Raw genomic sequence first — 23,878 nt, 5'->3', positions numbered from 1 at the left:
ATTATTCACAATCTAAAACTAATTCATTTTCAGAACATTCGATTGCAACGAGGTGTGAATAGAACCTGGTAACGGTTCATTCTTATAATAGGCGCAGGCTATTCTATCGATAGTTCCCGCCCATGTAATTGATTGATACTTATCAAAAAAGTAATCCCCCCATTTCCTATGATGGTCAGGTCTGACAAAGACTGTGCATTAATTATTCTAATTTTCTGGGTCACAATAACTCACAACGGTGAGGGTAAAATAATGAAAATCATTACCCGTCTTACCGCGATGGCTATAGCAGGCATCGTGATTTGTTATTTTGGATTATCCGGTTATGTGTGGTATCACGATAATCAACGTAGTAAACAAGCTGATGTTCAGGCTTCTACGCTGGAAGAAAATAATAAAGTATTAGGTTTTTTACGCGAAAAAGGATGCGATTATTGTCATACCCCTTCAGCGGAATTACCTTTCTATTCTTCTTTTCCTGTCGCTAAACAGTTGATGAATTACGATATTCAACTGGGATATAAATCCTTCAATCTTGAAGCCGTGCGTGCGGCACTGGTCGCGGATAAACCCGTTTCGCAAAGCGATCTGAATAAAATTGAATGGGTGATGCAGTACGATACTATGCCGCCAACGCGTTATACCGCGCTGCACTGGGCCGGTAAGGTTAGTGATGCTGAGCGCAAAGAGATTCTTGGCTGGATTGCAAAACAACGCGAGCAGTACTACGCCAGCAGTGATACGGCAGCTCAACATCGCAACGAACCGGTTCAACCGATACCGGAAAGTATCCCGACAGATGCCCGTAAAGTGGCGCTCGGTTTCTCGCTCTATCATGATCCACGGATTTCCGGCGATAGCACGATTTCTTGTGCGCACTGCCATGCTCTGAATGCGGGCGGCGTGGATGGCAGAAAAACGTCAATCGGCGTGGGGGGAGCCGTTGGACCAATTAATGCGCCGACGGTCTTTAACTCGGTGTTTAACGTGGAGCAATTCTGGGATGGGCGTGCGCCGACGCTGCAGGCGCAGGCCGGTGGCCCGCCGTTAAATCCCATTGAAATGGCGTCTAAATCCTGGGATGAAATTATCCAGAAACTGGATAAAGATCCGCTTCTGAAGCAACAATTTATCGCGGTTTATCCGCAGGGATTCAGTGGTGACAATATTACTGACGCGATTGCTGAGTTTGAGAAAACGCTCATTACGCCAAATTCGCCATTTGATAAGTGGTTACGTGGCGATGAAACGGCGTTAACTGCCCAGCAAAAACAGGGCTATCAGTTGTTTAAAGATAATAAGTGTGCGACCTGTCATGGCGGTATTATTTTAGGCGGACGCTCATTTGAGCCCCTGGGGCTGAAAAAGGACTTTAATTTTGGCGAAGTCACCGCGGCAGATATTGGCCGGATGAACGTGACGAATGAATTACGTGACAAGCTGCGTCAGAAAGTACCGGGTCTGCGTAACGTTGCGCTAACTGCACCTTATTTCCATCGTGGCGATGTACCGACGCTCGATGGCGCAGTGAAACTGATGCTGCGTTATCAGGTGGGTAAGGAACTGCCGCAGGAAGATATCGACGATATTGTGGCGTTCCTCGAAAGTCTTAACGGGGTGTATACGCCATATATGCAGGGTAAATAATCATTCCCCCTGTCCAGCCTGATACGTTTTGCAGGCTGGATAATTTTCCTTTACCTGGCCGTCGGTTATATCTGCTCAGCCACGAATATTTCCCACAATTCTTCCACTGCCCTGGACATCCTGGCCGCAGGTCGAAACAGTCTGATATCAATGGGTACCCACAATCCACTCTGTTGCGGGGCCGCAACGGCGATGGTCCCGGCCTGAACGTCCGGAGCCGCCAGGCTTTCCGGCAGCCAGGCAATGCCGTCCCCGGCTTTGACCATTGCCAGCAGCGTGGCGGCCAGATCGGCGGTGAAGGCGATGTCCATACCGCGTCGGGCATGATTCACCGGAGACGTGTTCGAGAGGATCCTCCCCAAACCGGATTCTGCAGAGAAGGAGAGAAACGGAAATTTCTTGCCCCCCGTTGCCTGCCAGAGCGGCTGAGAAGAGCCGGGAGCGCATTTTGAGTAGGGTAATAATGTTTCTCGTCCAAGGCGGACGCTGAGATATTTCGTCCGATCAAGGTTGATGTGCATGTGAGGGTGGTAATAACACAGCAGAAACTGCGCATCCCCTTTTTCAATCATCCGTTCACAGGCGCTGAGGGTATCTGATAGCAGGCGAAATGAGCCGAAACGGGCGATTTTTTCGTTATTACGCATCAGCGCCGGAAAAAAGGAGAACGACAGGGAGTGTGTTGCAGAGAAAATAACATCTGGTCGGGTATTTCCTGCTGCTTCAATAGTTTCATTTCTCAGGGTGTAAAGCGCGCGGATCAGTTCGGGCACCTGAGCGACGAACACTTCCCCTGCACGAGTCAGGCTGACGCCACGGCGGTTGCGTTCAAAAATCGGCGTTCCAAGCCACTCTTCCAGAGAGACGATACGTCGGCTGAATGCGGGCTGCGTCACATATCGGGAAGCGGCTGCCCGGGAGAAATTGAGTGACTGCGCCAGCGCAATGCAGTCTTCAAGCCAGGTGAGTTCCAGGTGATGCCGATTTTGCATTACAGCCAGCCTCTTTGGCATTAGATCAGCAGATGAGCACTGCTTAAGATGGAAAAAGACAGGACGATGGCGTCCTTAAATACTGCCTGCGTGCATTATGCCAATAATAAACCGGCATGAGATATCACTTTTTACAGGCGCGTAAGTGCGAGCACAACTGACTAAGAACCCGCCGGAGAAAACATGCGTATCCTCGATGTTGTAGAAATAACTAAACCCATCGCTTCCCCTATTCGTAACGCCTATATCGATTTTAGCAAGATGACAACCAGCCTGGTGGCTGTTGTGACGGATGTTGAAATAGCGGGACGCCGGGTTGTGGGATACGGATTTAACTCTAATGGTCGTTATGGTCAGGGGGGATTGATCCGCGAGCGCTTTCGTAACCGCATTCTGGACGCAGACCCGGAAAGCCTGCTGAATGCCAAAGGTGATAACCTGGATCCGCATAAAATCTGGGATGTCATGATGAGTAACGAGAAACCGGGGGGACATGGCGAACGTTCGGTCGCCGTCGGCACGCTGGATATGGCTATTTGGGATGCCGTCGCCAAAATTGCCAACAAGCCGTTGTTCCGTCTGCTGGCTGAGATGAAGGGCGTTGAGGCCAACCCGCGCGTCTTTGTTTACGCAGCGGGCGGTTACTATTATCCGGGTAAAGACCTGAGCGCGTTGCGTCAGGAAATGCGAGGCTACCTGAATCGCGGCTATAACGTGGTTAAAATGAAAATCGGCGGGGCATCGCTCGATGAAGACCGCCGCCGAATTGACGCGGTCCTCGCGGAAATTGGCGATGAAGCACGCCTGGCCGTCGACGCCAATGGTCGCTTTGATCTGGAAACCAGTATTGCCTACGCCAAAATGCTGCGTGAATACCCGTTGTTCTGGTATGAAGAGGCGGGCGACCCGCTGGATTATTCCTTGCAGGCTGCGCTGTCAGAGTTTTACCCAGGCTCAATGGCGACCGGTGAGAACCTCTTTTCGCATCAGGATGCGCGTAACCTGCTGCGTTATGGCGGCATGCGCCCGGATCGCGATTACCTGCAATTTGACTGTGCGCTTTCCTACGGTCTGGTCGAATACCTGCGCACGCTGGATGTCCTTGCGCAGTTTGGCTGGTCTCCATCACGCTGCATACCCCATGGCGGCCACCAGATGTCGCTGAACATTGCGGCGGGTCTTGGCCTGGGCGGCAATGAAAGTTACCCGGACTTGTTCCAGCCGTACGGCGGTTTCCCGGATTCTGTGACGGTGGAGGACGGTCATATTGTCATGCCTGAACTGCCGGGCATTGGTTTTGAGGGGAAATCAGACCTGATTAAAGAGATGCGTGCGTTGGCTGAATAGCGCTGGCTGAGATGATGTAACGCCCCTCTGGTTGCCGGAGGGGCGTTGTTTGAGCGTGTAGTGAATCGCGATCGCAATCTTTCTACACGTGTGCGCTTAACGCATGGTGACGAATTCTTCAGCCGCAGTTGGGTGGATCGCTACGGTATTGTCGAAATCTTTCTTGGTTGCGCCCATTTTCAGTGCTACCGCGAAGCCTTGCAGCATTTCGTCCATGCCAAAGCCGATGCCGTGAATACCGACAATCTTCTCTTCTGGTCCAACGCAGACCAGCTTCATGCGGCATGGCTGACGGTGTGTGGTAACAGCGGTATACATCGCGGTAAACGATGATTTATACACTTTTACCTGATCATCACCGTGCTGTTCGCGCGCCTGCTGCTCGGTTAACCCTACAGTACCAATTGGCGGATGGCTGAAGACCACGGTTGGAATGTTGCTGTAGTCCAGATGCTCGTCCGGCTTGTTATTAAACAGACGTTCGGACAGACGACGGCCTGCGGCAACCGCCACCGGCGTCAGCTCAACGGCACCGGTATTATCGCCGACCGCATAAATACCCGGCACGCTGGTGTTCTGGTATTTATCAACGACGATGTAGCCTTTTTCGTTGGTTTTCACGCCCGTTGCTGCCAGGTTGAAGTTGTCGGTGGCAGGTTCACGACCAATTGCCCAGATCAGGCAATCTACCGTTTCGCTACGGCCGTCTTCCAGTTGCAGAGTCAGGCTGCCGTCTGCATTTTTAACCACGGCTTTTGGAATCGCGTGAGTATGCAGGGTCGGGCCTTCAGTGTTCATCACTTCAACCAGCGTGTCGACAATCATCGGGTCAAAGCTACGCAGCGGCGCGTGTTTACGCACAAAGAGATGCGTTTGCGCGCCCAGACCGTTAATGACGCCCGCCAGCTCAACGGCGATATAGCCTGCGCCAACAACGGCCACGCGTTTCGGCAGTGCTGGCAGCTCAAAGAAACCGTCGGAGTCGATACCGTATTCCACACCCGGAATGTTCGGATGGCTCGGGCGACCGCCGGTGGCAATTAAAATATGATCGGCAGTGATCGTTTCGCCGTTCACTTCAATGGTTTTAGCATCAACGAAGCGGGCAAAGCCTTTAATAACATCGACGTTATTTTTACCCAACACGTTATCGTACGAGGTATGGATGCGATCGATATAGGCGGTACGGCTGGCGATCAGTTTATCCCAGTCGAACTTATTGATAGTGGTGTCGAAACCATAATCCGGGCCATACATATGAATAGCTTCGCGGATCTGCGCGGCATGCCACATCACTTTCTTCGGTACGCAGCCAACGTTGACGCAGGTGCCGCCCAGCTCTTTGGCTTCAATCAGTGCGCATTTCTGGCCGTACATTGCCGCACGGTTAATGGAGGCAATACCGCCGCTGCCGCCGCCGATAGCGATGTAATCATAGTGCTTGGTCATGACCGCTCCTTCATGTTCATTGTAGGGCGGAGAAGCGTTATGCCATCCGCCAAAATATTCGCGATTGTATACCTGAAATTAAAAGGTTCCACCGATGGCTGCAATTACTCCGGCACGATCCAGCTGACGGAAGTGTGCCCGGTTCCTGCCGGAACCAGTTTGCTGTGTAGCCACGGCAGGACGTTGTTCATCTGCTGTTCCAGCTTCCACGGCGGGTTAATCACAATCATGCCGGACGCCGTCATGCCGCGCTGATCGCTGTCCGGGCGTACCGCCAGCTCAATTTGCAGGATGCGACGAATGCCGGTGTCTTCCAGATCATGAATCATACGTTTGATTTGCTGACGCAGGACTACCGGATACCACAGTGCATAGGTACCGGTCGCGAAACGTTTGTAACCTTCGCTGATGCCGGTGACGACGGCCTGATAGTCGGATTTAATTTCGTACGGGGGATCGATAAGGATCAATCCACGACGGGAAACCGGCGGTAATTTTGCTTTTAACTGCTGGTAGCCGTCGGCTTTAGCGACGCGCGCACGTTCGTCTTTCTGGAACTCGGAACGCAGTAGCGGAAAATCGCTCGGGTGCAGTTCTGTCAATTGCAGGCTGTCCTGCTCACGCAATAACTGGCGGGCAATCAGCGGAGAACCCGGGTAGTAGCGCAGCTGACCACTCCGGTTGAAATGCTGCACGACAGAAATATAGGGTTCCAGTTCGGCAGGCAAATCGTCCTGCTGCCAGATACGGGCGATGCCTTCCAGATATTCACCGGTACGTTCGGCATGTTCACTGCTCAGCTGATAACGGCCAGCGCCGGCATGGGTGTCCAGATAGAGAAACGGTTTTTCTTTCTCTTTGAGCGATTCAATGATCAGGCTCTGAACGGTGTGTTTAAGGACGTCGGCGTGGTTGCCTGCGTGATAACTGTGGCGATAACTGAGCATGGGTAATGAAATTCCGCTGAAATGACGATTTGCCACAGTTTACAGCAGATCGGCACAGATTACCCGTAGGCCCGGTAAGCGTAGCGCCACCGGGCGTCTTTCCATCACGGTGAGTATTGAAATCCTCTACACTTAACCCCATTCTACAAATAATATGCACAGCGCCGGATACGCGCTTCATTCACTCTTTTCAACAGGACCGCGCTAATGACCAATCCATTGCTGACTCCCTTCGAACTGCCGCCGTTTTCTAAAATTCAGCCTGAGCATGTCGTTCCCGCTGTGACTAAGGCGCTAAACGATTGCCGCGAAAACGTTGAACGCGTGGTTGCGCAGGGCGCGCCGTACACCTGGGAAAATCTCTGCCAGCCATTGGCGGAAGTGGACGATGTTCTGGGGCGTATTTTCTCTCCGGTCAGCCACCTGAATTCGGTGAAAAACAGCCCGGAGCTGCGCGAAGCATACGAACAAACGCTGCCGCTGCTGTCTGAATACAGCACCTGGGTTGGGCAACATGAGGGGCTGTACAAAGCCTACCGCGATCTGCGCGATGGCGATCATTACGCCACCCTGAATACCGCACAGAAAAAAGCGGTCGATAACGCACTGCGTGATTTTGAGCTGTCTGGCATTGGTTTGCCGAAAGAAAAACAACAGCGCTATGGCGAAATCGCGACCCGTCTGTCTGAACTGGGTAACCTGTACAGCAACAACGTGCTGGATGCGACTATGGGCTGGACCAAACTCGTCACCGACGAATCTGCGCTTGCCGGGATGCCGGAAAGTGCGCTGGCCGCCGCTAAAGCCCAGGCTGAAGCCAAAGAGCAGGAAGGTTATCTGCTGACGCTGGACATCCCGAGCTACCTGCCGGTCATGACCTACTGCGACAACCAGGCTCTGCGTGAAGAGATGTACCGCGCTTATTCCACCCGCGCATCTGACCAGGGGCCAAACGCGGGCAAATGGGATAACAGCCCGATAATGGAAGAGATCCTCGCGCTGCGCCACGAACTGGCTCAACTGCTGGGCTTCGAAAGCTACGCCTTTAAATCTCTGGCCACGAAAATGGCGGAAAACCCGCAGCAGGTGCTCGACTTCCTGACGGATCTGGCGAAACGCGCCCGTCCGCAGGGTGAGAAAGAGCTGGCCCAACTGCGCGCCTTCGCGAAAGCGGAATTTGGCGTTGATGAGCTGCAGCCGTGGGACATCGCGTACTACAGCGAGAAGCAAAAACAGCACCTTTACAGCATCAGCGATGAGCAGTTGCGTCCTTACTTCCCGGAAAACAAAGCGGTTAACGGCCTGTTTGAAGTGGTTAAGCGCATTTACGGCATTACCGCGAAAGAGCGTACTGACGTAGACGTCTGGCATCCGGAAGTTCGCTTCTTTGAACTGTACGATGAAAACAACGAGCTGCGTGGCAGCTTCTATCTGGACCTGTACGCGCGTGAACACAAACGCGGCGGGGCGTGGATGGACGACTGTGTCGGCCAGATGCGTAAAACCGACGGTACGTTGCAAAAACCGGTCGCTTATCTGACCTGTAACTTCAACCGTCCGGTGAACGGTAAACCGGCGCTGTTTACCCACGATGAAGTGATCACCCTGTTCCATGAGTTTGGTCACGGTCTGCACCACATGCTGACCCGCATCGAAACGGCCGGTGTTTCCGGCATCAACGGCGTGCCGTGGGATGCCGTCGAACTGCCGAGCCAGTTTATGGAGAACTGGTGCTGGGAGCCAGAAGCGCTGGCGTTTATCTCCGGTCACTATGAAACCGGTGAGCCGCTGCCGAAAGAATTGCTGGATAAAATGCTGGCGGCGAAAAACTACCAGGCAGCGCTGTTTATTCTGCGTCAGCTGGAATTCGGCCTGTTTGATTTCCGTCTGCACGCGGAGTTTAACCCGCAGCAAGGGGCGAAAATCCTTGAAACCCTGGCCGAGATTAAAAAGCAGGTTGCCGTCGTGCCAGGGCCGACATGGGGCCGCTTCCCGCATGCCTTCAGCCACATTTTTGCGGGCGGCTACGCAGCGGGTTACTACAGCTATCTGTGGGCTGATGTCCTGGCGGCTGACGCGTTCTCTCGCTTTGAAGAAGAGGGGATTTTCAACCGCCAAACCGGACAGTCTTTCCTGGATAGCATCCTGACTCGAGGGGGGGCTGAGGAGCCAATGACGCTGTTCAAACGCTTCCGTGGCCGTGAGCCGCAGCTGGATGCGATGCTGGAGCATTACGGGATTAAAGGCTGATTTACCGTCATACTTCAAGCTGCCTCTCCGGCAACTGCGCTCACTCACCCTGGTCACGTACTATTTGTACGTTCCCAGGGATTCCTTCACTTGTTGTCTTGATGCAACTCGAATTATTTAGGGTAAAGCGGAATTGAAAATCTGCTTAATTGATGAAACAGGCGCCGGAGACGGCGCCTTATCTGTTCTTGCTGCCCGCTGGGGGTTAGAACACGATGAAGATAACCTGATGGCGCTGGTGATGACAGCAGAGCATCTGGAACTGCGTAAACGTGATGAACCCAAACTTGGCGGTATCTTCGTTGATTTTGTCGGCGGGGCGATGGCCCATCGGCGCAAGTTTGGCGGTGGCCGCGGTGAAGCGGTAGCGAAGGCGGTCGGCATTAAAGGCGATTATCTGCCAGACGTGGTCGATGCCACCGCAGGACTGGGGCGCGATGCATTTGTGCTGGCCTCGGTAGGCTGTCGCGTACGAATGCTGGAACGTAATCCGGTGGTGGCGGCGCTGCTCGACGATGGCCTGGCGCGCGGCTATGCCGACCCGGAAATCGGGCTGTGGTTGCAGGAGCGATTACAACTGATCCATGCGTCCAGTCTGACGGCGTTAACCGATATCACTCCGCGCCCGCAGGTGGTGTATCTCGACCCGATGTTTCCACATAAGCAGAAAAGCGCGCTGGTGAAAAAAGAGATGCGCGTGTTTCAGTCGCTGGTGGGGCCGGATCTGGATGCTGACGGCCTGCTGGAGCCTGCGCGTCAGCTGGCGACTAAACGTGTCGTGGTGAAGCGCCCGGATTACGCGCCGCCGCTCGCGGATGTGGCGACACCCAATGCGGTAGTCACCAAAGGGCATCGGTTCGATATCTACTCAGGGACAGCATAGTTTGTAGGTCTGTGCGCTGAATCGCCTGATGCGCTGCGCTTATCAGGCCTACGGCTGAGTGTGGTTTGTAAGCCGGATAAGGCGTTAGCCGCATCCGGCGATTCGACTACACGAATGGAGCCAGCGGGTCGGCAATCTCAAACGCTACGGCCTTGTCAGCCTTCGGTGGATATATCAACTCACTGACAATAGATACCTTCAGCTTTTTCGCCTCTGCACGCGTCAGTTTTACCTGCTGATCCCACCCTTCGGTATACACCGCGCCCCAGGCACCCAGATCCAGACAGGTGACGTAGTTTTCCTGACGGTACGGCAGTGGCGCAACGTTTAGCAAGCTGGCTGCCGCGTTATTTCCGGCAAATTTGCCCAGTAAAATAGCGTGCTGGCAGGTCATTAGCGCGTGATTACCTTTATCATCGGTGGCGGCATAAGCCACATCGCCGGTGGCATAGATATCATCATGGCCGATGACCTGAAGGTTAGCGTCCACATGCAGGCGACCCTGGCGATCGCGCGGTGCGTCAATTTGCGCCGTTAACTCGTTTGCCTGGACGCCAACCGTCCAGATAACGGTCTGTGAGGCGATGGTCTGCCCATCTTTCAGCGTGACGCCGCAGGCATCCACGCACTCCACTTCCGCATTGACCCGCCATTCGACGCCCAGTTCAGCGGAGGCTTCGATAATGACATCACGTAATTCCTGGCTCCAGCGCCCGCCTGGTTGAGCGCCGCGTTCAACTACGACAACTCTGGTCTTAGCATCAGCACCTAATATTTCGCGCAAACGCCCCGGCAATTCCAGCGCCATTTCAATCCCGGTAAAGCCGCCGCCACAGACCACGACCGTATTGCGAGCCTCACATTCCGGTTGTAACGCCAGATCCTTAATGTGCTGCTCCAGTACGGCGGCGCTCTCGAGTTGGTCGAGGTCAAACGCGTGCTCGGCGGCGCCGGCGACAATGTCGCGGTTTACGTGGCTGCCGCTGGCGAGCACCAGGCGGTCGTAGCGGCGCAGATGAATTTCACCGTTGGCATCTTTCCAGCTTACCTCTTTAGAGGCCGGGAGGATCTGCTCAACGTGACCTTGCAGGAAGTTAACGCCGGTGGTGTCGAATAACGGTTGCAGCGGGGCGACCAGCGTGTGGACCGCGCTTTCATAAAAACGCGGGCGTACACGTAGCTCTGGCTGTGGCGCAATCACCGTAATATCAATGGCCTGCTGGTTTTTATCCGCCAGACGTGCGGCGCTCAATGCTGCCCACATACCGGCAAAACCGGCACCCACGATCAGAATTTGTTTCTGCATTAGTTGTATCTCACTGGTGACTACGAATTATTTACTCGGATTTTATTGGTCGTAGTTATGGATTGCAATGCGATCCTGATCCTTTTTTCTTTATTGCGTTGAGATTTTTTATTATCTATTTGATAAATATCTATTTATATTTTTATGCTTATGAGGAATCACTCTGTTCTCTGGAATGCTTTAGATGAAAAAGCTACAATAAACTCAGATTCATTTTGGCTGAGATAAAAAATGGCATTTTACAGTTCCGGGGTTGAGTACGGCATCCATAGCCTGATGTGTATGGTCGACAGCAAAGGCGATGCGCGGGATATGAGCGTGCGAGAAATTGCCGAACTACAAAGCGTGCCATATGACTATCTGGCAAAAATCTTCACTCGTCTGTCGAAAGCAGGTCTGGTGCGCAGTATTGAGGGCAAGGGCGGCGGTTTCCAGTTGGCTAAACCCGCGGAAGACATCACTGTGCTGGATGTGGTCAATGCCATCGATGGCGATAAGCGTATTTTTGAGTGTCGTGAAATTCGCCAGCGTTTGGCCGTTTTTGAGGAGCATCCGCCACAGTGGGCTTGTGAAGGCATTTGCGGCGTGCGTTCGGTAATGGACATGGCGCAACAGCGCATGGAAGAAGCGCTTGGCCAGCATACCATTCTGGATTTGGCACGTAAGATGTACCGCAAAGCGCCAGATACCTTCGTGGTGGAAGTGCAGGAGTGGATAAACGCGCGCAAAGGGTAGCGGTTGGAAATGCCCGATAGCGCAAGGCGTACCGGGCATAGTGAACGTAGGCCGGATTAGGCAATAGCCGCCATCCGGCACGGTGTATTACTGTTCGGTACTCGGCGTATTAATCATGCGGTTCAGCCATGGCACCATCATCGCCATCACGACCGTTACCGCCAGGGTGACCAGGCCAATCTTGCTGAACACGTTGGTGTAGATAGGCAGCGTCTGGAGTGGATCGGTAATGTTTTCCGGTACGGCTGTAAACGTTGCGACGTAACCCCCCATCAGGAAGGCTGCTGCCTGGGTCAGGAACCACATCCCAAGAATAAAGCCCATCAGGTGTTGTGGCACCAGCGCGGCGACCATTGCCAGTCCCAGGGCGCTAATCAGCAGTTCACCCAGACTCTGGAACAGATAAACCAGCACGATAAACCACGGAGACGTCAGCCCTTGCGCATCGGCAAACCACATTCCGGCTGCGGCGGCAGTCAGGAAGCCTAGTGAGCACAGGAACATGCCAAGCGTAAACTTCATCGGCATGGTCAGGTCTTTGCCCTTGTTGCCCAGACGGGTATAAATCGCGGCCAGCACCGGGCTTGCCAGTACCACCCAGAAGGGGTTCAGCGCCTGGAAACTCACCGGGTTGATGGTAATACCGAGAATTTCATGATGCACGTTATTGATGGCAAAGAAGTTCAGTGATGTCGGCATCTGTGCATACAGCACGTAGAACACCACCGCTTCCAGCATCAGGATAAAGGCCACGAACATCTTATTGCGTCCGGTTTTATCCAGTTTGAATGCCTGACGGAAGAAGATAATGGTGACGACAATCGACAGTACGATCAGCACCAGGTTGGCAACTTTAACGTTGTGCATCAGCCAGGCGCAGATGAATACCATCACCACCGTACCGGCCAGCACATAGAGCAGGTTACGGAAATTCAGCGGCTTATGATCGGGTTCAGAACCGATATTCTTCACCATGCCACGACAGGCAAAGTAGACCAGCAGCGCAACGATAAGCCCGGCACCGCACAGGTTATAGGTAACGGCGTAACCAAACTTATCGGCAATCACCGGCGCCAGCGACAGTGACAACAGCGAACCGATGTTGATCGACATATAAAACAGGGTAAAAGCACCGTCCAGACGGGCGTCTTTCGGGGGATAGCATTTTGACAGCAGGCTTGCCGGGTTGGCTTTAAACAGCCCGTTACCCACGGCAATGGTACCCAGTGCGATAAAAATCAGGTCGGGCTTGAGCAGTGACATCCCGGTCATGAAGTAACCAAGTGCCAGTACGATAGCGCCGAGCACCAGCGTGCGTTTGGTCCCTAAAAGATGGTCGCCGACATAGCCGCCGATGGAGATCAGGCCGTATACCAATGCCGCAAACGCGCCAAAGGTGATAAAAGCCTGTTCCTGAGAAAATCCGAGCTGCTTAACAAAAAATACCGCCAGGATGCCCTGAACGCCGTAATAGCCAAATCGTTCCCATAATTCCACAAAGAAGATCATGAAGAACGGACGAGGTTGCTGCAGCAAGCCCGTAGGTGCAGTAGTATTCATATTCCTTCGCCTTTCAAAGCCATCCCGAAAAGTATGAACGCGTATTCTTAAACGCGCCGAAAAAGTCTTATTTTGTTATAGACTGCGGCGATTAGCCGTAAGAGTAGATTATTATAGAGATAGTTTTCGATCCAATTAGTTGATCACACTAATTATGATTTATTTGTTGGATTGATGTACTAATTGTGTCCGAATGATAAAAACAAAAACGCCCGCACAGGCGGGCGTTTACAGGCTTTACTGTTTGCAGCGGGCCGGGTTATTCCCCGGCAGCAAGCATTTTATGCTTCTTCTTCGTCACGCAGCGGAACAATCAACATGTCGACGTGCACGGTGTTGATCAGTTGACGCGCGGAGGACATCAGTTTGCTCCAGAAATCCTGGTGGTGGCCACAAACGACGAGATCCATGTCGTATTTTTTGATGGCATCGACCAGGACCTGGCCCAGGTCGCCGCTACCGCTCAGGGTTTCGGTGATTGGGTAGCCTGCATTGGTGGACAGCTCGGTTAAGGCGTGGTGGGTTTCTTCAGAAATGCGTTTCTGCATGTCGCCCAGATTCACGTCGATTAGCCCGGTGTACAGGTCGGAATAGTTTACGTCAACGTGGATAAGGGAGACTTTCGCATTGTAAGGCCGCGCCATAGAGACCGCTTTTTCAACCAGAACTTTGCTTTCTGGAGAAAGATCAACCGCGATAAGAATGTGTTTATAAGCCATAGTGTTACTCCTTCCATAAGTTGTCGATGACTAGCCTGCTGGCGTTCATTTGCCGCCGCGTCATCCGCGTCCTGCGAACGTTGTGCGCGGGGCTAGCCCAGTCGTAAAAACGTACCTTATAAGGACTATCCTTACATTATAGCGACCGGGATAATCCGTCAATCCGCCTTGCTTGCCAAGTAGTTAAACAAATTTTTTAGTTAATTGCATTGATAGTGCTTAACCTTCTGGCAAAAAAATTAACTGATCTCCTACACTATTTAGAGAGGCGCTCGGATGCGTGACACTAACACGAGCGGTTTCAGTTGTACTCTTCACTGAATGGTTTGGCAGGGTATCGGGGAGCGGTAGTCCCGGAAAGGATTTCCGTGGGCGGGTCGCCGGGGAGGAGATATGATAAGCACCATTGCGTTATTCTGGGCTTTATGTGTCGTTTGCATTGTTAATATGGCGCGTTATTTTTCTTCGCTACGCGCACTGTTAGTGGTACTTCGTGGTTGCGATCCATTACTTTACCAGTATGTCGATGGGGGCGGCTTTTTTACCTCGCATGGGCAACCTAACAAGCAGATGCGTCTGGTGTGGTATATCTACGCTCAGCGTTACCGTGATCATCATGACGATGAGTTTATTCGCCGCTGTGAGCGGGTTCGCGGTCAGTTCATCCTTACCAGCGCGTTATGTGGGCTGGTGTTAATCAGTATGGTCGCGCTGATTATCTGGCACTGATTTCTACGACAGATATAAAAAAAGCGGGTCAGTTTCCTGACCCGCTTTTTTACTGTGCATGCGCTTAGATTAGCTTCAGGGAGAGCCAGTACAGCACCCCGGAAAGGATAATCGCTGCTGGCAGGGTGAAGACCCAGGCCATCAGAATGCTGGTTACCGTTTTACGCTGCAAACCGCCACCGTCAACAACCATCGTCCCTGCAACAGAAGAGGAGAGAACGTGAGTGGTGGAAACAGGCATACCGGTGTAACTGGCGAGACCGATAGAGACTGCGGCAGTCATCTGTGCCGACATCCCCTGAGCATAGGTCATGCCTTTCTTACCGATTTTCTCACCGATAGTGGTCGCCACGCGACGCCAGCCAATCATCGTACCGCAGCCCAGAGCCAGAGCAACAGCCATGATAATCCACACGGGTGCGTACTCAATGGTGCTCAGCATGTCGGTTTTCAGTTTCTTCAGCAGGCGCTGATCGTCGCTGCTTACGCCAGGCAGTTTCACGACTTTATCGGTCGTATCAGAAATGCACAGCATAATGCGACGCAGCTGGCTACGCTGCTCAACGCTTAGCTTGTCGTAGGTTTCCAGGTTCGCCAACATACCTTTCGCACGCTCAAGCGCGTTGATGGTATTTGCCGGGTGACAATGGAACTCTGCTGGTGTCGTTGTCGCCGTTTCCGTCGGAGACGGAATCAACTGATCAACGCCGGTCGCCTGTTTGAGCAGGTCAGGGCGCTGCTGGAAGTAGGTTTCGACGTTATTGATAGCATCACGGGTACGCGTAATTTCGTAACCAGAAGCATTCATATTCACCACGAAACCTGCAGGCGCTACGCCAATCAGTACCAGCATTACCAGACCAATACCTTTCTGCCCATCGTTAGCGCCATGAGAGAACGCCACACCGATAGCGGAGAGGATCAGCGCGATACGCGTCCAGAACGGCGGCTTTTTCTTACCATCTTTCTTTTCACGCTCTGCTGGCGTCAGGTGAATACGCGCCCGCTTCTTGGTGCCGTTCCAGTAACGACGCAGCAAGAAGATCAGACCGCCAGCGAACACCAGACCGACAATAGGGGAAATGATCAGCGAACCGAAAATATTGAGCACTTTCGGGATGTTAAGTGCGTCCACCACTGAAGTCCCGTTCATCAACGCATTGGTTAAACCAATACCGATGATCGCGCCAATCAGCGTGTGGGAGCTGGATGCAGGCAGACCAAAGTACCAGGTACCGAGGTTCCAGATAATTGCCGCCAGCAGCATGGAGAACACCATGGCGAGGCCATGTGAAGAACCCATGTTGAGCAGCAGATCCGTTGGTAGCATATGCACGATGGCATACGCTACGCTGAGACCACCCAGCAAAACACCAAAGAAGTTGAACAACGCAGCCATGACCACCGCCAATTGCGAACGCATTGCACGGGTATAGATCACGGTTGCGACAGCATTGGCTGTATCGTGGAAGCCGTTAATTGCTTCGTAGAACAGCACAAAAGCCAGAGCAAGCAATAATAAAAGCCCGGTATGTAAATCCAGGCCAGCAAACAAATGTAGCATAGGACGTTACGCCATTTTGAGGACATGAACGCGGCGCATTATCAGTGACTTTGGCGGCGCGGGCAAAGTGAAATATAGAGTTTTTTTGATTTGTCTCCTGCTTTGTTTTACACCACTAAAGAATTATCCTATAGAATTCATATAAATACCTATTATTGATAGTTTGGTGCTGGTGCGACCACTGAGGAATCTTTACAATTCACGCCCGCTTTTTAGAGAGGATCGCAACGTGGAAAGGTTTGATACCGTTATTATAGGCGCTGGCGCAGCGGGTATGTTCTGTGCCGCGCAGGCAGGGCAAGCAGGCAGTCAAGTACTGCTGATTGATAATGGTAAAAAGCCGGGACGTAAGATCCTCATGTCCGGCGGAGGGCGTTGTAACTTTACCAATCTTTATGTGGAACCGGCTGCATATTTGAGTCAAAACCCGCATTTTTGCAAATCGGCGCTGGCTCGCTATACACAGTGGGACTTTATCGATCTGGTGGGGAAACACGGCATTGCCTGGCACGAAAAAACGCTTGGTCAGCTGTTCTGCGATGATTCGGCCCAACAAATCGTCGATATGCTGGTTGCCGAGTGCGAAAAAGGTAACGTTACGATGCGGTTACGTAGCGAAGTCCTGAGCGTCACACGAGATGATGACGGCTTCATCCTGGAACTGAACGGGATGACGGTCGGTGCGAAGAAATTGGTGATTGCCTCCGGTGGGCTTTCCATGCCGGGTCTGGGGGCAACGCCGTTTGGTTATAAAATTGCCGAACAGTTTGGACTGAAGGTGTTGCCGACGCGCGCAGGCCTGGTGCCCTTTACGTTGCATAAGCCACTGCTGGAGCAGCTTCAGGTGCTCTCAGGCGTGTCTGTTCCTTCCGTAATCACCGCTGAAGACGGCACCGTATTTCGTGAAAACCTGCTCTTTACGCACCGTGGGCTTTCAGGTCCGGCCGTTTTGCAAATTTCCAGTTTTTGGCAGCCCGGCGAATTTGTCAGCATTAATTTGTTGCCGGATGTTGACCTTGCGAGCTTTCTCGACGAACAACGAAGCGCACATCCAAATCAGAGCTTAAAGAACACGTTAGCGATGCAGTTGCCGAAACGTCTGGTGGAATGCCTGCAGCAATTAGGGCAAATCCCGGATGTAACGCTGAAACAACTTAACGTGCGCGATCAGCAAACGCTGGTGGAGACGTTAACTGAATGGCGGGTGCAGCCGAACGGTACGGAAGGGTATCGCACAGCGGAGGTCACGCTGGGTGGCGTGGATACCAACGAACTGTCTTCGCGCACGATGGAAGCCCGCAAAGTGCCAGGGCTGTACTTTATTGGTGAAGTGATGGATGTCACCGGCTGGTTGGGTGGGTATAACTTCCAGTGGGCGTGGTCGAGCGCCTGGGCATGTGCACAGGATTTGGGGTCTGCATAAGTGAAAGACTCTGTCTGCACACAATAAGAAAAAATATCATCGTGATGTGTGATACATGAACTGACTCTGACGTGCGTTTCTTAACTCCAGGAATGATATGATAAATCAGTTAAAAATCGCACAGATAAGAGAACGGGAGACACATGGTTATTCCTGAGGTAAAACAGGAGCGGCTCTATCAAAAGATAGCCAATCTCATCATTAAGCTCATCAATGATGGTATTTTTCCGCCGGGAAGCTTCTTACCCCCCGAACGTGAGCTGGCGAAGCAACTTGGCGTAAGTCGCGCATCGCTCAGAGAAGCGCTGATTGTGCTGGAGATTTCCGGATGGATCACCATCCAGTCAGGTAATGGTGTGATTGTTGCTGATAAAAAGCATTCCACCAGTGATTATACGATTGAAGAAATCCTCTATTCGCGTGAGTTGGTCGACAGCCATTGTGCGCGTCTTGCTGCTCAGGCCGGGAAAGATGATCTCATTAGCCAGCTTGAAGCACTGCATCTCAGCATGGAAAAGGCCATTAGCGAAAACAATGTGCATGGTTTTTATTCCCTCGATAAGCAATTTCATTTAACAGTATCAGAAGCCAGCCAGAACCGCGTACTGCTTGATATGTCGCGAATGCTGTGGGAACAGCGCGTTAATATCCCGTATGCCGGACTGGACAAACGTTCCGGCAATCGGGATGTATTAACCAGCATGAATACACAGCATAAAGCGATTGTGGATGCGATCCGCCAGGCTGATGCTGACGGTGCTTACCAAAAATCGCTGGAACATCTGGCCTATGTCAGACAGATCGTGGGTCTTTAATCACACCACGCTATTGGCGTAGAGCGGCTACCGCGGCACGTGCGCCTACGCTGTGCAACTGCTGACAGGCAGCGGTTACGCGTTCGATAAAGTCTGTGTTCTCGCAAAGGTCTCGCCCAAAGATAGTGTCAATGGTTAACAGCGCCCGGACACGTTCTTCTATTGATTGATACTGTTGATAAATAGCCTGATACTGCGCTGACAGCGGATCTATCACCTCAATCGGATGACCTTGTTCATCCACACCGCTGATGTAGCGCATCCAACCGGCGACTCCCAACGTCAGATGGCGAGCGTCTGCGCCTTTTTTCAGATGGAGTCGAATGGGGTCCAGCAAGCGTTGCGGTAATTTCTGGCTGCCATCCATCGCAATTTGCCAGGTTCGGTGCTTCAGTGATGGATTAGTAAAGCGCGCAATCAGCAGCTCTGCATAAGCCGCAAGGTCTGTTCCTTCCGGCATCGACAGCGTCGGCGCTTGTTCATTGAGCATTAAAGCCCGCGCTGCATTGCGATACGCCGGGTTGGTCATCGTATCGGCAATCGTTTCATACCCGCCCAGATAACCAAGGTACGCCAGGAAAGAGTGGCTGCCGTTGAGCATGCGTAACTTCATCATCTCAAAAGGCACCACATCTGCTACAAACTGTGCGCCCACGCGATCCCAGTCCGGACGCCCATTGACAAAGTTATCTTCAATCACCCACTGACGGAACGGCTCACAGGCAATGGCACAGGGATCATCTACCCCAAGCTGTTCAGCGATTTGCGCTAACGTCTCTTCTGTTGCTGCCGGAACGATGCGGTCTACCATCGTGCAGGGGAACGTTGCCTGTTCGGCAATCCACTCAGCCAGCTGCGGATCGCGCTCGGCGGCTAAACCCAGGACCGCGGTTTTTGCGACGTGGCCATTTTCTCGCACGTTGTCGCAGGACAGCACAGTAAAAGCCTTCAATCCCTGCTGGCGGCGTAGCGCGAGGGCTTCGACGATATAACCCATTGCGGATTTGGGGGACTGTGGGTGAGCAATGTCGTGCTGGATAAACGGATGATTCAGATCCAGCTCGCCGCTGGCGGCATCTGTGCAATATCCTTTTTCGGTGATGGTCAGTGAAACGATAGCCGTTTCTGGACGTGCCATTGCGTGGATAATGGCTTCACAGCCGTCAAACTCAGGATGCAGCGCTTCTTTCATCGCGCCAATGATTTTAAGCTCTGTCGTTTGTGCTCCGCGCTCGGCAACGGTGTACAGCAGATCCTGCGCCTTCAGGTTTTGAATCAGTGTGGCATCGTTTCCGGGCATCAGGTTGACCTCACAGATACCCCAGTCGCTGTCACTGCTTTCCAGCAAATGATGTGTATAGAGTGCCTGATGAGCGCGGTGAAAAGCACCGCAACCAAGATGTACGATGCGCGAAACAAGGCGTGAACGATCCCAGCGCGGGCGTGGGGTGGAAATCTGGGCGGTGGCGAGATTCTTGTCCATGACAAACTCCTGTCATTGATGATCTTCTTTGATAATGCGCTATCAAAGACCGGTCCTGACTGAAAGTGAAAAACCGCATGGCGGGGATACCATGCGGCAATGTGGTTACTGATTGAAGAAGGCACGCTGGATAGCCAGTTCAACGCCGCGTACTTCAGCCAGGCCTTTAAGGCGACCAATAGCGGAATACCCTGGGTTGGTTTTCTTTTTCAGATCATCAAGCATTTGATGACCATGGTCTGGTCGCATGGGGATAAGTGAGGCGTTGCCTTCCGCTTTACGCCGCTGTTCTTCTTCGACTATCGCTTTCACGACGTTGTACATATCGACATCCCCGGAAAGATGTGCCGCCTCATGGAAGGTTTTGGGATTCTCTTCGCGTTGTGTGGAACGCAGGTGCGTAAAGTAAATCCGCGGGCCGAACTGTTTGATCATATCCACCAAATCGTTGTCTGCGCGTACGCCGTAAGATCCTGTACACATCGTAAAACCGTTGGCGGTACTGCTTACGGTATCCACCATCCACTGCATATCTTCTACAGTAGAAACGATGCGCGGCAGGCCAAGAATTGGGCGCGGTGGATCATCCGGATGAACCGCCATACGTACACCCACTTCTTCCGCTACCGGGATAATGGCTTTCAGGAACCAGGCGAAATTTTCCCGTAAGGCTGCTTTGTCGATATCTTTATAGGTTGCAAGGTGGCTACGGAATTGATCCAGCGTATAGCCTTCCTCGGCACCTGGCAGACCGGCAATGATATTTCGCGTCAGCCGGGCTTTGTCCTCTTCGCTCATATCCGCAAAACGCTGGTGAGCCTGGGCAATTTCCTCCGCGCTGTAGTCCGCTTCCGCACCGGGACGCTTGAGGATATGCAGCTCAAAGGCGGCAAACTCAATCTGGTCAAAGCGCAGAGCCTTTGAACCGTCGGGTAGCACATACTCCAGGTCGGTACGGGTCCAGTCCAGAACCGGCATGAAGTTGTAGCACACGGTAAAGATGCCGCATTGGGCGAGATTGCGCAGCGTCTGCTGGTAATTCTTGATCCACAGATCGTACTGGCCCGTGTGGGTCTTGATGTCTTCATGGATCGGCACGCTTTCCACGACCGACCAGACCAGACCCGCTTTTTCCACGATCGCTTTGCGTTTGAGAATTTCTTCTACGGACCAGACTTCACCGTTTGGAATATGGTGCAGTGCAGTTACCACACCCGTTGCACCGGCTTGACGAACATCGGACAACGACACGGGATCGTTCGGGCCATACCAACGCCAGGTTTGTTCCATTGCTTTATCTCCTGGAAAAATTAATGAAAGGTCGCATTGATCTTCAGATAGCGTTCCGGGTATTGAGCGAGTTCCTTCACGGCGTCAGGCACATCATCAATATTCACCACCTTGCTGACGACATCTGCAGGATTAATGTTCAGCGTAGCCAGCATCTGTAACGCTTCTTCGAATTCGCCAGCACTGGTACGTGATCCGCGCAGATCCAACTCTTTAAACGTGATCAGGTTAGTGGGTAACGATGTCTCCTGTTTTGGCCAGCCGGTGAAAGCAATACGACCCGCAAACGAAGCAAGATCCAGCGTTTCGCGAATTGCACTGTTGGCACCAGATGCTTCGACGACAACCTGTGCCATCGTCCCCTGCGTGATATCTTTAATCGCCTCAACAACCTGGGTGTTCGACGGATTGATGACGTAAGGCACGCCCAGCGATTTTGCGTACTGAAGTCGTTCGTCCACGATATCGATCAGAATTGGCGTCGCACCGTAGCGCAATGCGCTCAATGCTGCCATCAGACCAATCGCACCGGCTCCAATAATGGCGATATGCTCCCCGGCCGTCAGTTTGGCGCGATGTAGCGCATGCAGTGCGATAGTCAATGGTTCAGCCAACGGAGCCATCTCAGTGGCGACGTCATCCGGGATTTTGTGAATCAAATGCGCGGGGTGAGCAACCACCTCCTGCATTGCACCATCAATATGTACGCCAATGACCTTCAGGTTTTCACAGCAATTTGTTCTCCCCACTGAACAGGGGTAGCAATGACCACAATAAATATAAGGATCAACGATAACGCGGTCACCTTCCTTAATATTTGCTGGCATACCCTTGCCTTGTTTAATAACAATACCCGTGACTTCATGTCCAATAATACGTGGATAGGTCACCAGGGGGTTAGTGCCGCGAAATGCACCTATATCAGAGCCACATATTCCAGCAGCATCAACCTTTATTAATACTTCATTATCTTTCTTTTCCGGGTAATCAACCCAACGGGTTTCAATTTCACCAGGTTTATTGATGTAGACAGCTTTGACTTTCATTTGTTTTTAATCCTTTATTTTTGACAAATACGAATACCAGGCAGCTGGAAACAATCGCAATAGCACCAGCCAGATAGAATGCGTAATCATATTTACCGCTGAACTGAACAATAAATCCGGTGACCAAAGGGCCAATAATTCCGGATATATTTGCCAGCCCATGCATGGCACCACCGACGCTACCCACTTTATCTTTGTGCACGACATCCTGAATAACTGCCCAATAAATAGGTCCAGTCAAATACAGCAGGAATAACGAGACTGACATCAATCCAACGGCACTGCCGATAGTGGTAACCGTTCCAGAAACCGCCACACAGATTGCCGCTCCAGCCAGGCAAACACCGAGAATGAGACGGCGAGAAAGCAGGGCGTTGCCCGTTACCCGATAGATAAAGTCAGAGCATACGCCCCCCAATACCATGCCGATTGCACCAATCACCCAGGGGATCACCGTTGCAATACTGATTTCTTTAATATCAAGGTGTAGCGAGTGGTTCAGATAGCTTGGGAACCAGGTCAGGAAGAAAAAGAGTATGTAGTTATAGCTGAAGAAGGCCAGCGTCGTTGCCCACACCATCGGCTGCTTCATGTAGTAGCCGAGAGAAGGCATCGCTTTACCGTCATCCGCTAAAATGATGTCATCATGGTTTTCAAAATCGACCCGTTCTTCCGGGGCGAGGTGTTTACTTTTTGAGGGTTTATCACTGGCAATGAAATACCAAAGTAATACCCAGGCTAAACCAAACAGGAAAATAATACCGAATGCCGGACGCCAGCCTAATGAAAGAGCCAGCAGACCAACCACCGGACCGGAAATTGCGCCGCCCAACGGCGAACCTGCGCTGAAAATACCGATGGCAGTGGCCGATTCTTTACGCGAAATCCAGTTATTGATTATTTTATTACCTGCAGCACTGACCGGCCCTTCAGCCATGCCGAATAATACGCGAACAGCCAGCATAGTCCATAAGCCAGTAACCAGACTGGTCATCCCACAAAATACTGACCAGAGTAATGCGGCGACCAGAAATACTGTCTTGGGGCCAAATCGGTCACTGGCCCAGCCACCGATAAAGTTAAATAGTGCATAACCAACAAAGAATGCGCTGAATATCATACCCATCTCAGCAGCATTGAATCCTAATTCCTTTTCGATGAGTGGAGCGGTGATCGACAATGCTGAACGATCCATATAGTTAAGCATGTAAACTATAAAAAGAAGAAAAACGATAAGCCATCCCATTGTTTTTCTTTTCATGATATATCCTCTTATTGTGGTCTAGTGGCCTGACCACAATATTTAAAACCTATTTTAAGATCACCATTCTTTTGATACGAATGTGATCAACATAACGAAAAATTAGCGCGTTAAATAATCACGGTCAAATGTGTGTTGGCATATCTTTATGAATTTTAAGGTTTTTGATGTTAGTGGTGAAATTTGGGATAAAAACGAGCTTCGTATTCAACACCTATTTTGGGTGGATATTGCAATAGCGTCGTACAGGGAAAACGGCGAACGTTCAGCGCAAATCAGTCAACCAGCGCAGCGGCCAGGTACAGTCACAGTGGTATCCCACCCGCAGAGAACGGAAAAATGGTTTATAACGACCTCTTTTTGTAATGCTTCATTAACATTTGAGCTACATGTCACAGAATCAACGATGGGACTAAAAGTCGCTTTGACACG

General features: G+C 51.9%; 19 protein-coding genes. 8 read left to right on the top strand and 11 right to left on the bottom strand.

The features are described from left to right. The first annotated feature begins 252 nt into the window (after positions 1-252). A complete protein-coding gene (locus tag FDX19_RS06110; protein ID WP_137382023.1) occupies positions 253-1,647 on the top strand; it encodes a cytochrome-c peroxidase in 1,395 nt (464 codons plus the stop codon). A 65-nt stretch (positions 1,648-1,712) separates the two neighbouring features. Here FDX19_RS06110 and FDX19_RS06105 read toward each other — a convergent pair whose 3' ends face one another. Beyond that, positions 1,713-2,639: a LysR family transcriptional regulator gene (locus tag FDX19_RS06105; RefSeq protein WP_137382022.1), complete on the bottom strand. Its 927-nt coding sequence runs from the start codon at positions 2,637-2,639 to the stop codon at positions 1,713-1,715. A 183-nt stretch (positions 2,640-2,822) separates the two neighbouring features. On the opposite strand from FDX19_RS06105, the gene FDX19_RS06100 reads away from it, so the two are divergent. Further along, on the top strand, positions 2,823-3,986 hold the full coding sequence (locus tag FDX19_RS06100; protein ID WP_137382021.1) for a mandelate racemase/muconate lactonizing enzyme family protein: 1,164 nt from the start codon (positions 2,823-2,825) through the stop codon (positions 3,984-3,986). Between the two features lie 96 nt (positions 3,987-4,082). Here the strand turns inward: FDX19_RS06100 and gorA are convergent, their stop codons facing one another. Together gorA and FDX19_RS06090 are read right to left on the bottom strand one after the other, a co-directional pair. Then, entirely contained in the window at positions 4,083-5,435 is a 1,353-nt protein-coding gene (gene gorA, locus FDX19_RS06095; RefSeq protein ID WP_137382020.1) for a glutathione-disulfide reductase, read from the bottom strand. 104 nt (positions 5,436-5,539) lie between these two features. Beyond that, positions 5,540-6,382 carry a 23S rRNA (adenine(2030)-N(6))-methyltransferase RlmJ gene (locus FDX19_RS06090; protein ID WP_137382019.1) on the bottom strand — a complete coding sequence of 281 codons (843 nt, stop codon included), beginning with the start codon at positions 6,380-6,382 and terminating at the stop codon, positions 5,540-5,542. A 207-nt stretch (positions 6,383-6,589) separates the two neighbouring features. On the opposite strand from FDX19_RS06090, the gene prlC reads away from it, so the two are divergent. Then, on the top strand, positions 6,590-8,632 hold the full coding sequence (gene prlC / locus FDX19_RS06085; protein WP_137382018.1) for an oligopeptidase A: 2,043 nt from the start codon (positions 6,590-6,592) through the stop codon (positions 8,630-8,632). A gap of 133 nt (positions 8,633-8,765) precedes the next feature. After that, the gene (gene rsmJ / locus FDX19_RS06080; protein ID WP_137382017.1) at positions 8,766-9,515 is read left to right on the top strand and encodes a 16S rRNA (guanine(1516)-N(2))-methyltransferase RsmJ; all 750 of its coding nucleotides are present in this window, start codon (positions 8,766-8,768) and stop codon (positions 9,513-9,515) included. Between the two features lie 106 nt (positions 9,516-9,621). Here the strand turns inward: rsmJ and FDX19_RS06075 are convergent, their stop codons facing one another. Further along, positions 9,622-10,821 carry an NAD(P)/FAD-dependent oxidoreductase gene (locus tag FDX19_RS06075; RefSeq protein ID WP_137382016.1) on the bottom strand — a complete coding sequence of 400 codons (1,200 nt, stop codon included), beginning with the start codon at positions 10,819-10,821 and terminating at the stop codon, positions 9,622-9,624. 231 nt (positions 10,822-11,052) lie between these two features. Here FDX19_RS06075 and FDX19_RS06070 point away from each other — a divergent pair, with 231 nt between their 5' ends. Then, positions 11,053-11,556: an Rrf2 family transcriptional regulator gene (locus FDX19_RS06070; RefSeq protein ID WP_137382015.1), complete on the top strand. Its 504-nt coding sequence runs from the start codon at positions 11,053-11,055 to the stop codon at positions 11,554-11,556. Between the two features lie 87 nt (positions 11,557-11,643). Here the strand turns inward: FDX19_RS06070 and dtpB are convergent, their stop codons facing one another. Together dtpB and uspA are read right to left on the bottom strand one after the other, a co-directional pair. Continuing rightward, positions 11,644-13,116 (bottom strand): dipeptide/tripeptide permease DtpB, encoded by a 1,473-nt coding sequence (dtpB, locus tag FDX19_RS06065; protein ID WP_137382014.1) that lies wholly within the window; start codon positions 13,114-13,116, stop codon positions 11,644-11,646. A 281-nt stretch (positions 13,117-13,397) separates the two neighbouring features. After that, positions 13,398-13,835 (bottom strand): universal stress protein UspA, encoded by a 438-nt coding sequence (gene uspA / locus FDX19_RS06060; protein WP_137382013.1) that lies wholly within the window; start codon positions 13,833-13,835, stop codon positions 13,398-13,400. A gap of 393 nt (positions 13,836-14,228) precedes the next feature. Between uspA and uspB the strand changes: the two genes are divergently transcribed. Beyond that, positions 14,229-14,564 carry a universal stress protein UspB gene (uspB, locus tag FDX19_RS06055; RefSeq protein ID WP_003023371.1) on the top strand — a complete coding sequence of 112 codons (336 nt, stop codon included), beginning with the start codon at positions 14,229-14,231 and terminating at the stop codon, positions 14,562-14,564. A gap of 64 nt (positions 14,565-14,628) precedes the next feature. On the opposite strand, the gene pitA is transcribed toward uspB, so the two are convergent. Beyond that, a complete protein-coding gene (pitA, locus tag FDX19_RS06050) occupies positions 14,629-16,128 on the bottom strand; it encodes an inorganic phosphate transporter PitA (protein ID WP_137382012.1) in 1,500 nt (499 codons plus the stop codon). A 229-nt stretch (positions 16,129-16,357) separates the two neighbouring features. Between pitA and FDX19_RS06045 the strand changes: the two genes are divergently transcribed. Then, complete coding sequence (locus FDX19_RS06045) at positions 16,358-17,551, top strand: NAD(P)/FAD-dependent oxidoreductase (RefSeq protein WP_137382011.1); 1,194 nt, start codon at positions 16,358-16,360, stop codon at positions 17,549-17,551. Positions 17,552-17,694: 143 nt separating this feature from the next. Further along, positions 17,695-18,366, top strand: a complete 672-nt coding sequence (locus FDX19_RS06040) for a FadR/GntR family transcriptional regulator (RefSeq protein ID WP_137382010.1) — start codon at positions 17,695-17,697, stop codon at positions 18,364-18,366. 10 nt (positions 18,367-18,376) lie between these two features. Here the strand turns inward: FDX19_RS06040 and FDX19_RS06035 are convergent, their stop codons facing one another. From FDX19_RS06035 to FDX19_RS06020, 4 genes are all read right to left on the bottom strand, one after another. Continuing rightward, positions 18,377-19,849 (bottom strand): fructuronate reductase, encoded by a 1,473-nt coding sequence (locus FDX19_RS06035; protein WP_137382009.1) that lies wholly within the window; start codon positions 19,847-19,849, stop codon positions 18,377-18,379. Between the two features lie 105 nt (positions 19,850-19,954). Continuing rightward, entirely contained in the window at positions 19,955-21,139 is a 1,185-nt protein-coding gene (gene uxuA / locus FDX19_RS06030) for a mannonate dehydratase (RefSeq protein WP_137382008.1), read from the bottom strand. A 20-nt stretch (positions 21,140-21,159) separates the two neighbouring features. Then, a complete protein-coding gene (locus tag FDX19_RS06025) occupies positions 21,160-22,185 on the bottom strand; it encodes an alcohol dehydrogenase catalytic domain-containing protein (RefSeq protein ID WP_137382007.1) in 1,026 nt (341 codons plus the stop codon). Then, positions 22,157-23,446 (bottom strand): MFS transporter, encoded by a 1,290-nt coding sequence (locus tag FDX19_RS06020; protein WP_048213619.1) that lies wholly within the window; start codon positions 23,444-23,446, stop codon positions 22,157-22,159. Before FDX19_RS06020 ends, FDX19_RS06025 begins: the two co-directional genes overlap by 29 nt. Positions 23,447-23,878: the final 432 nt, after the last annotated feature.

The sequence above is a fragment of the Citrobacter sp. wls619 genome, from assembly GCF_005281345.1.
GTDB lineage: Bacteria > Pseudomonadota > Gammaproteobacteria > Enterobacterales > Enterobacteriaceae > Citrobacter.
This window is presented reverse-complemented; position numbering and strand designations above follow the sequence as displayed.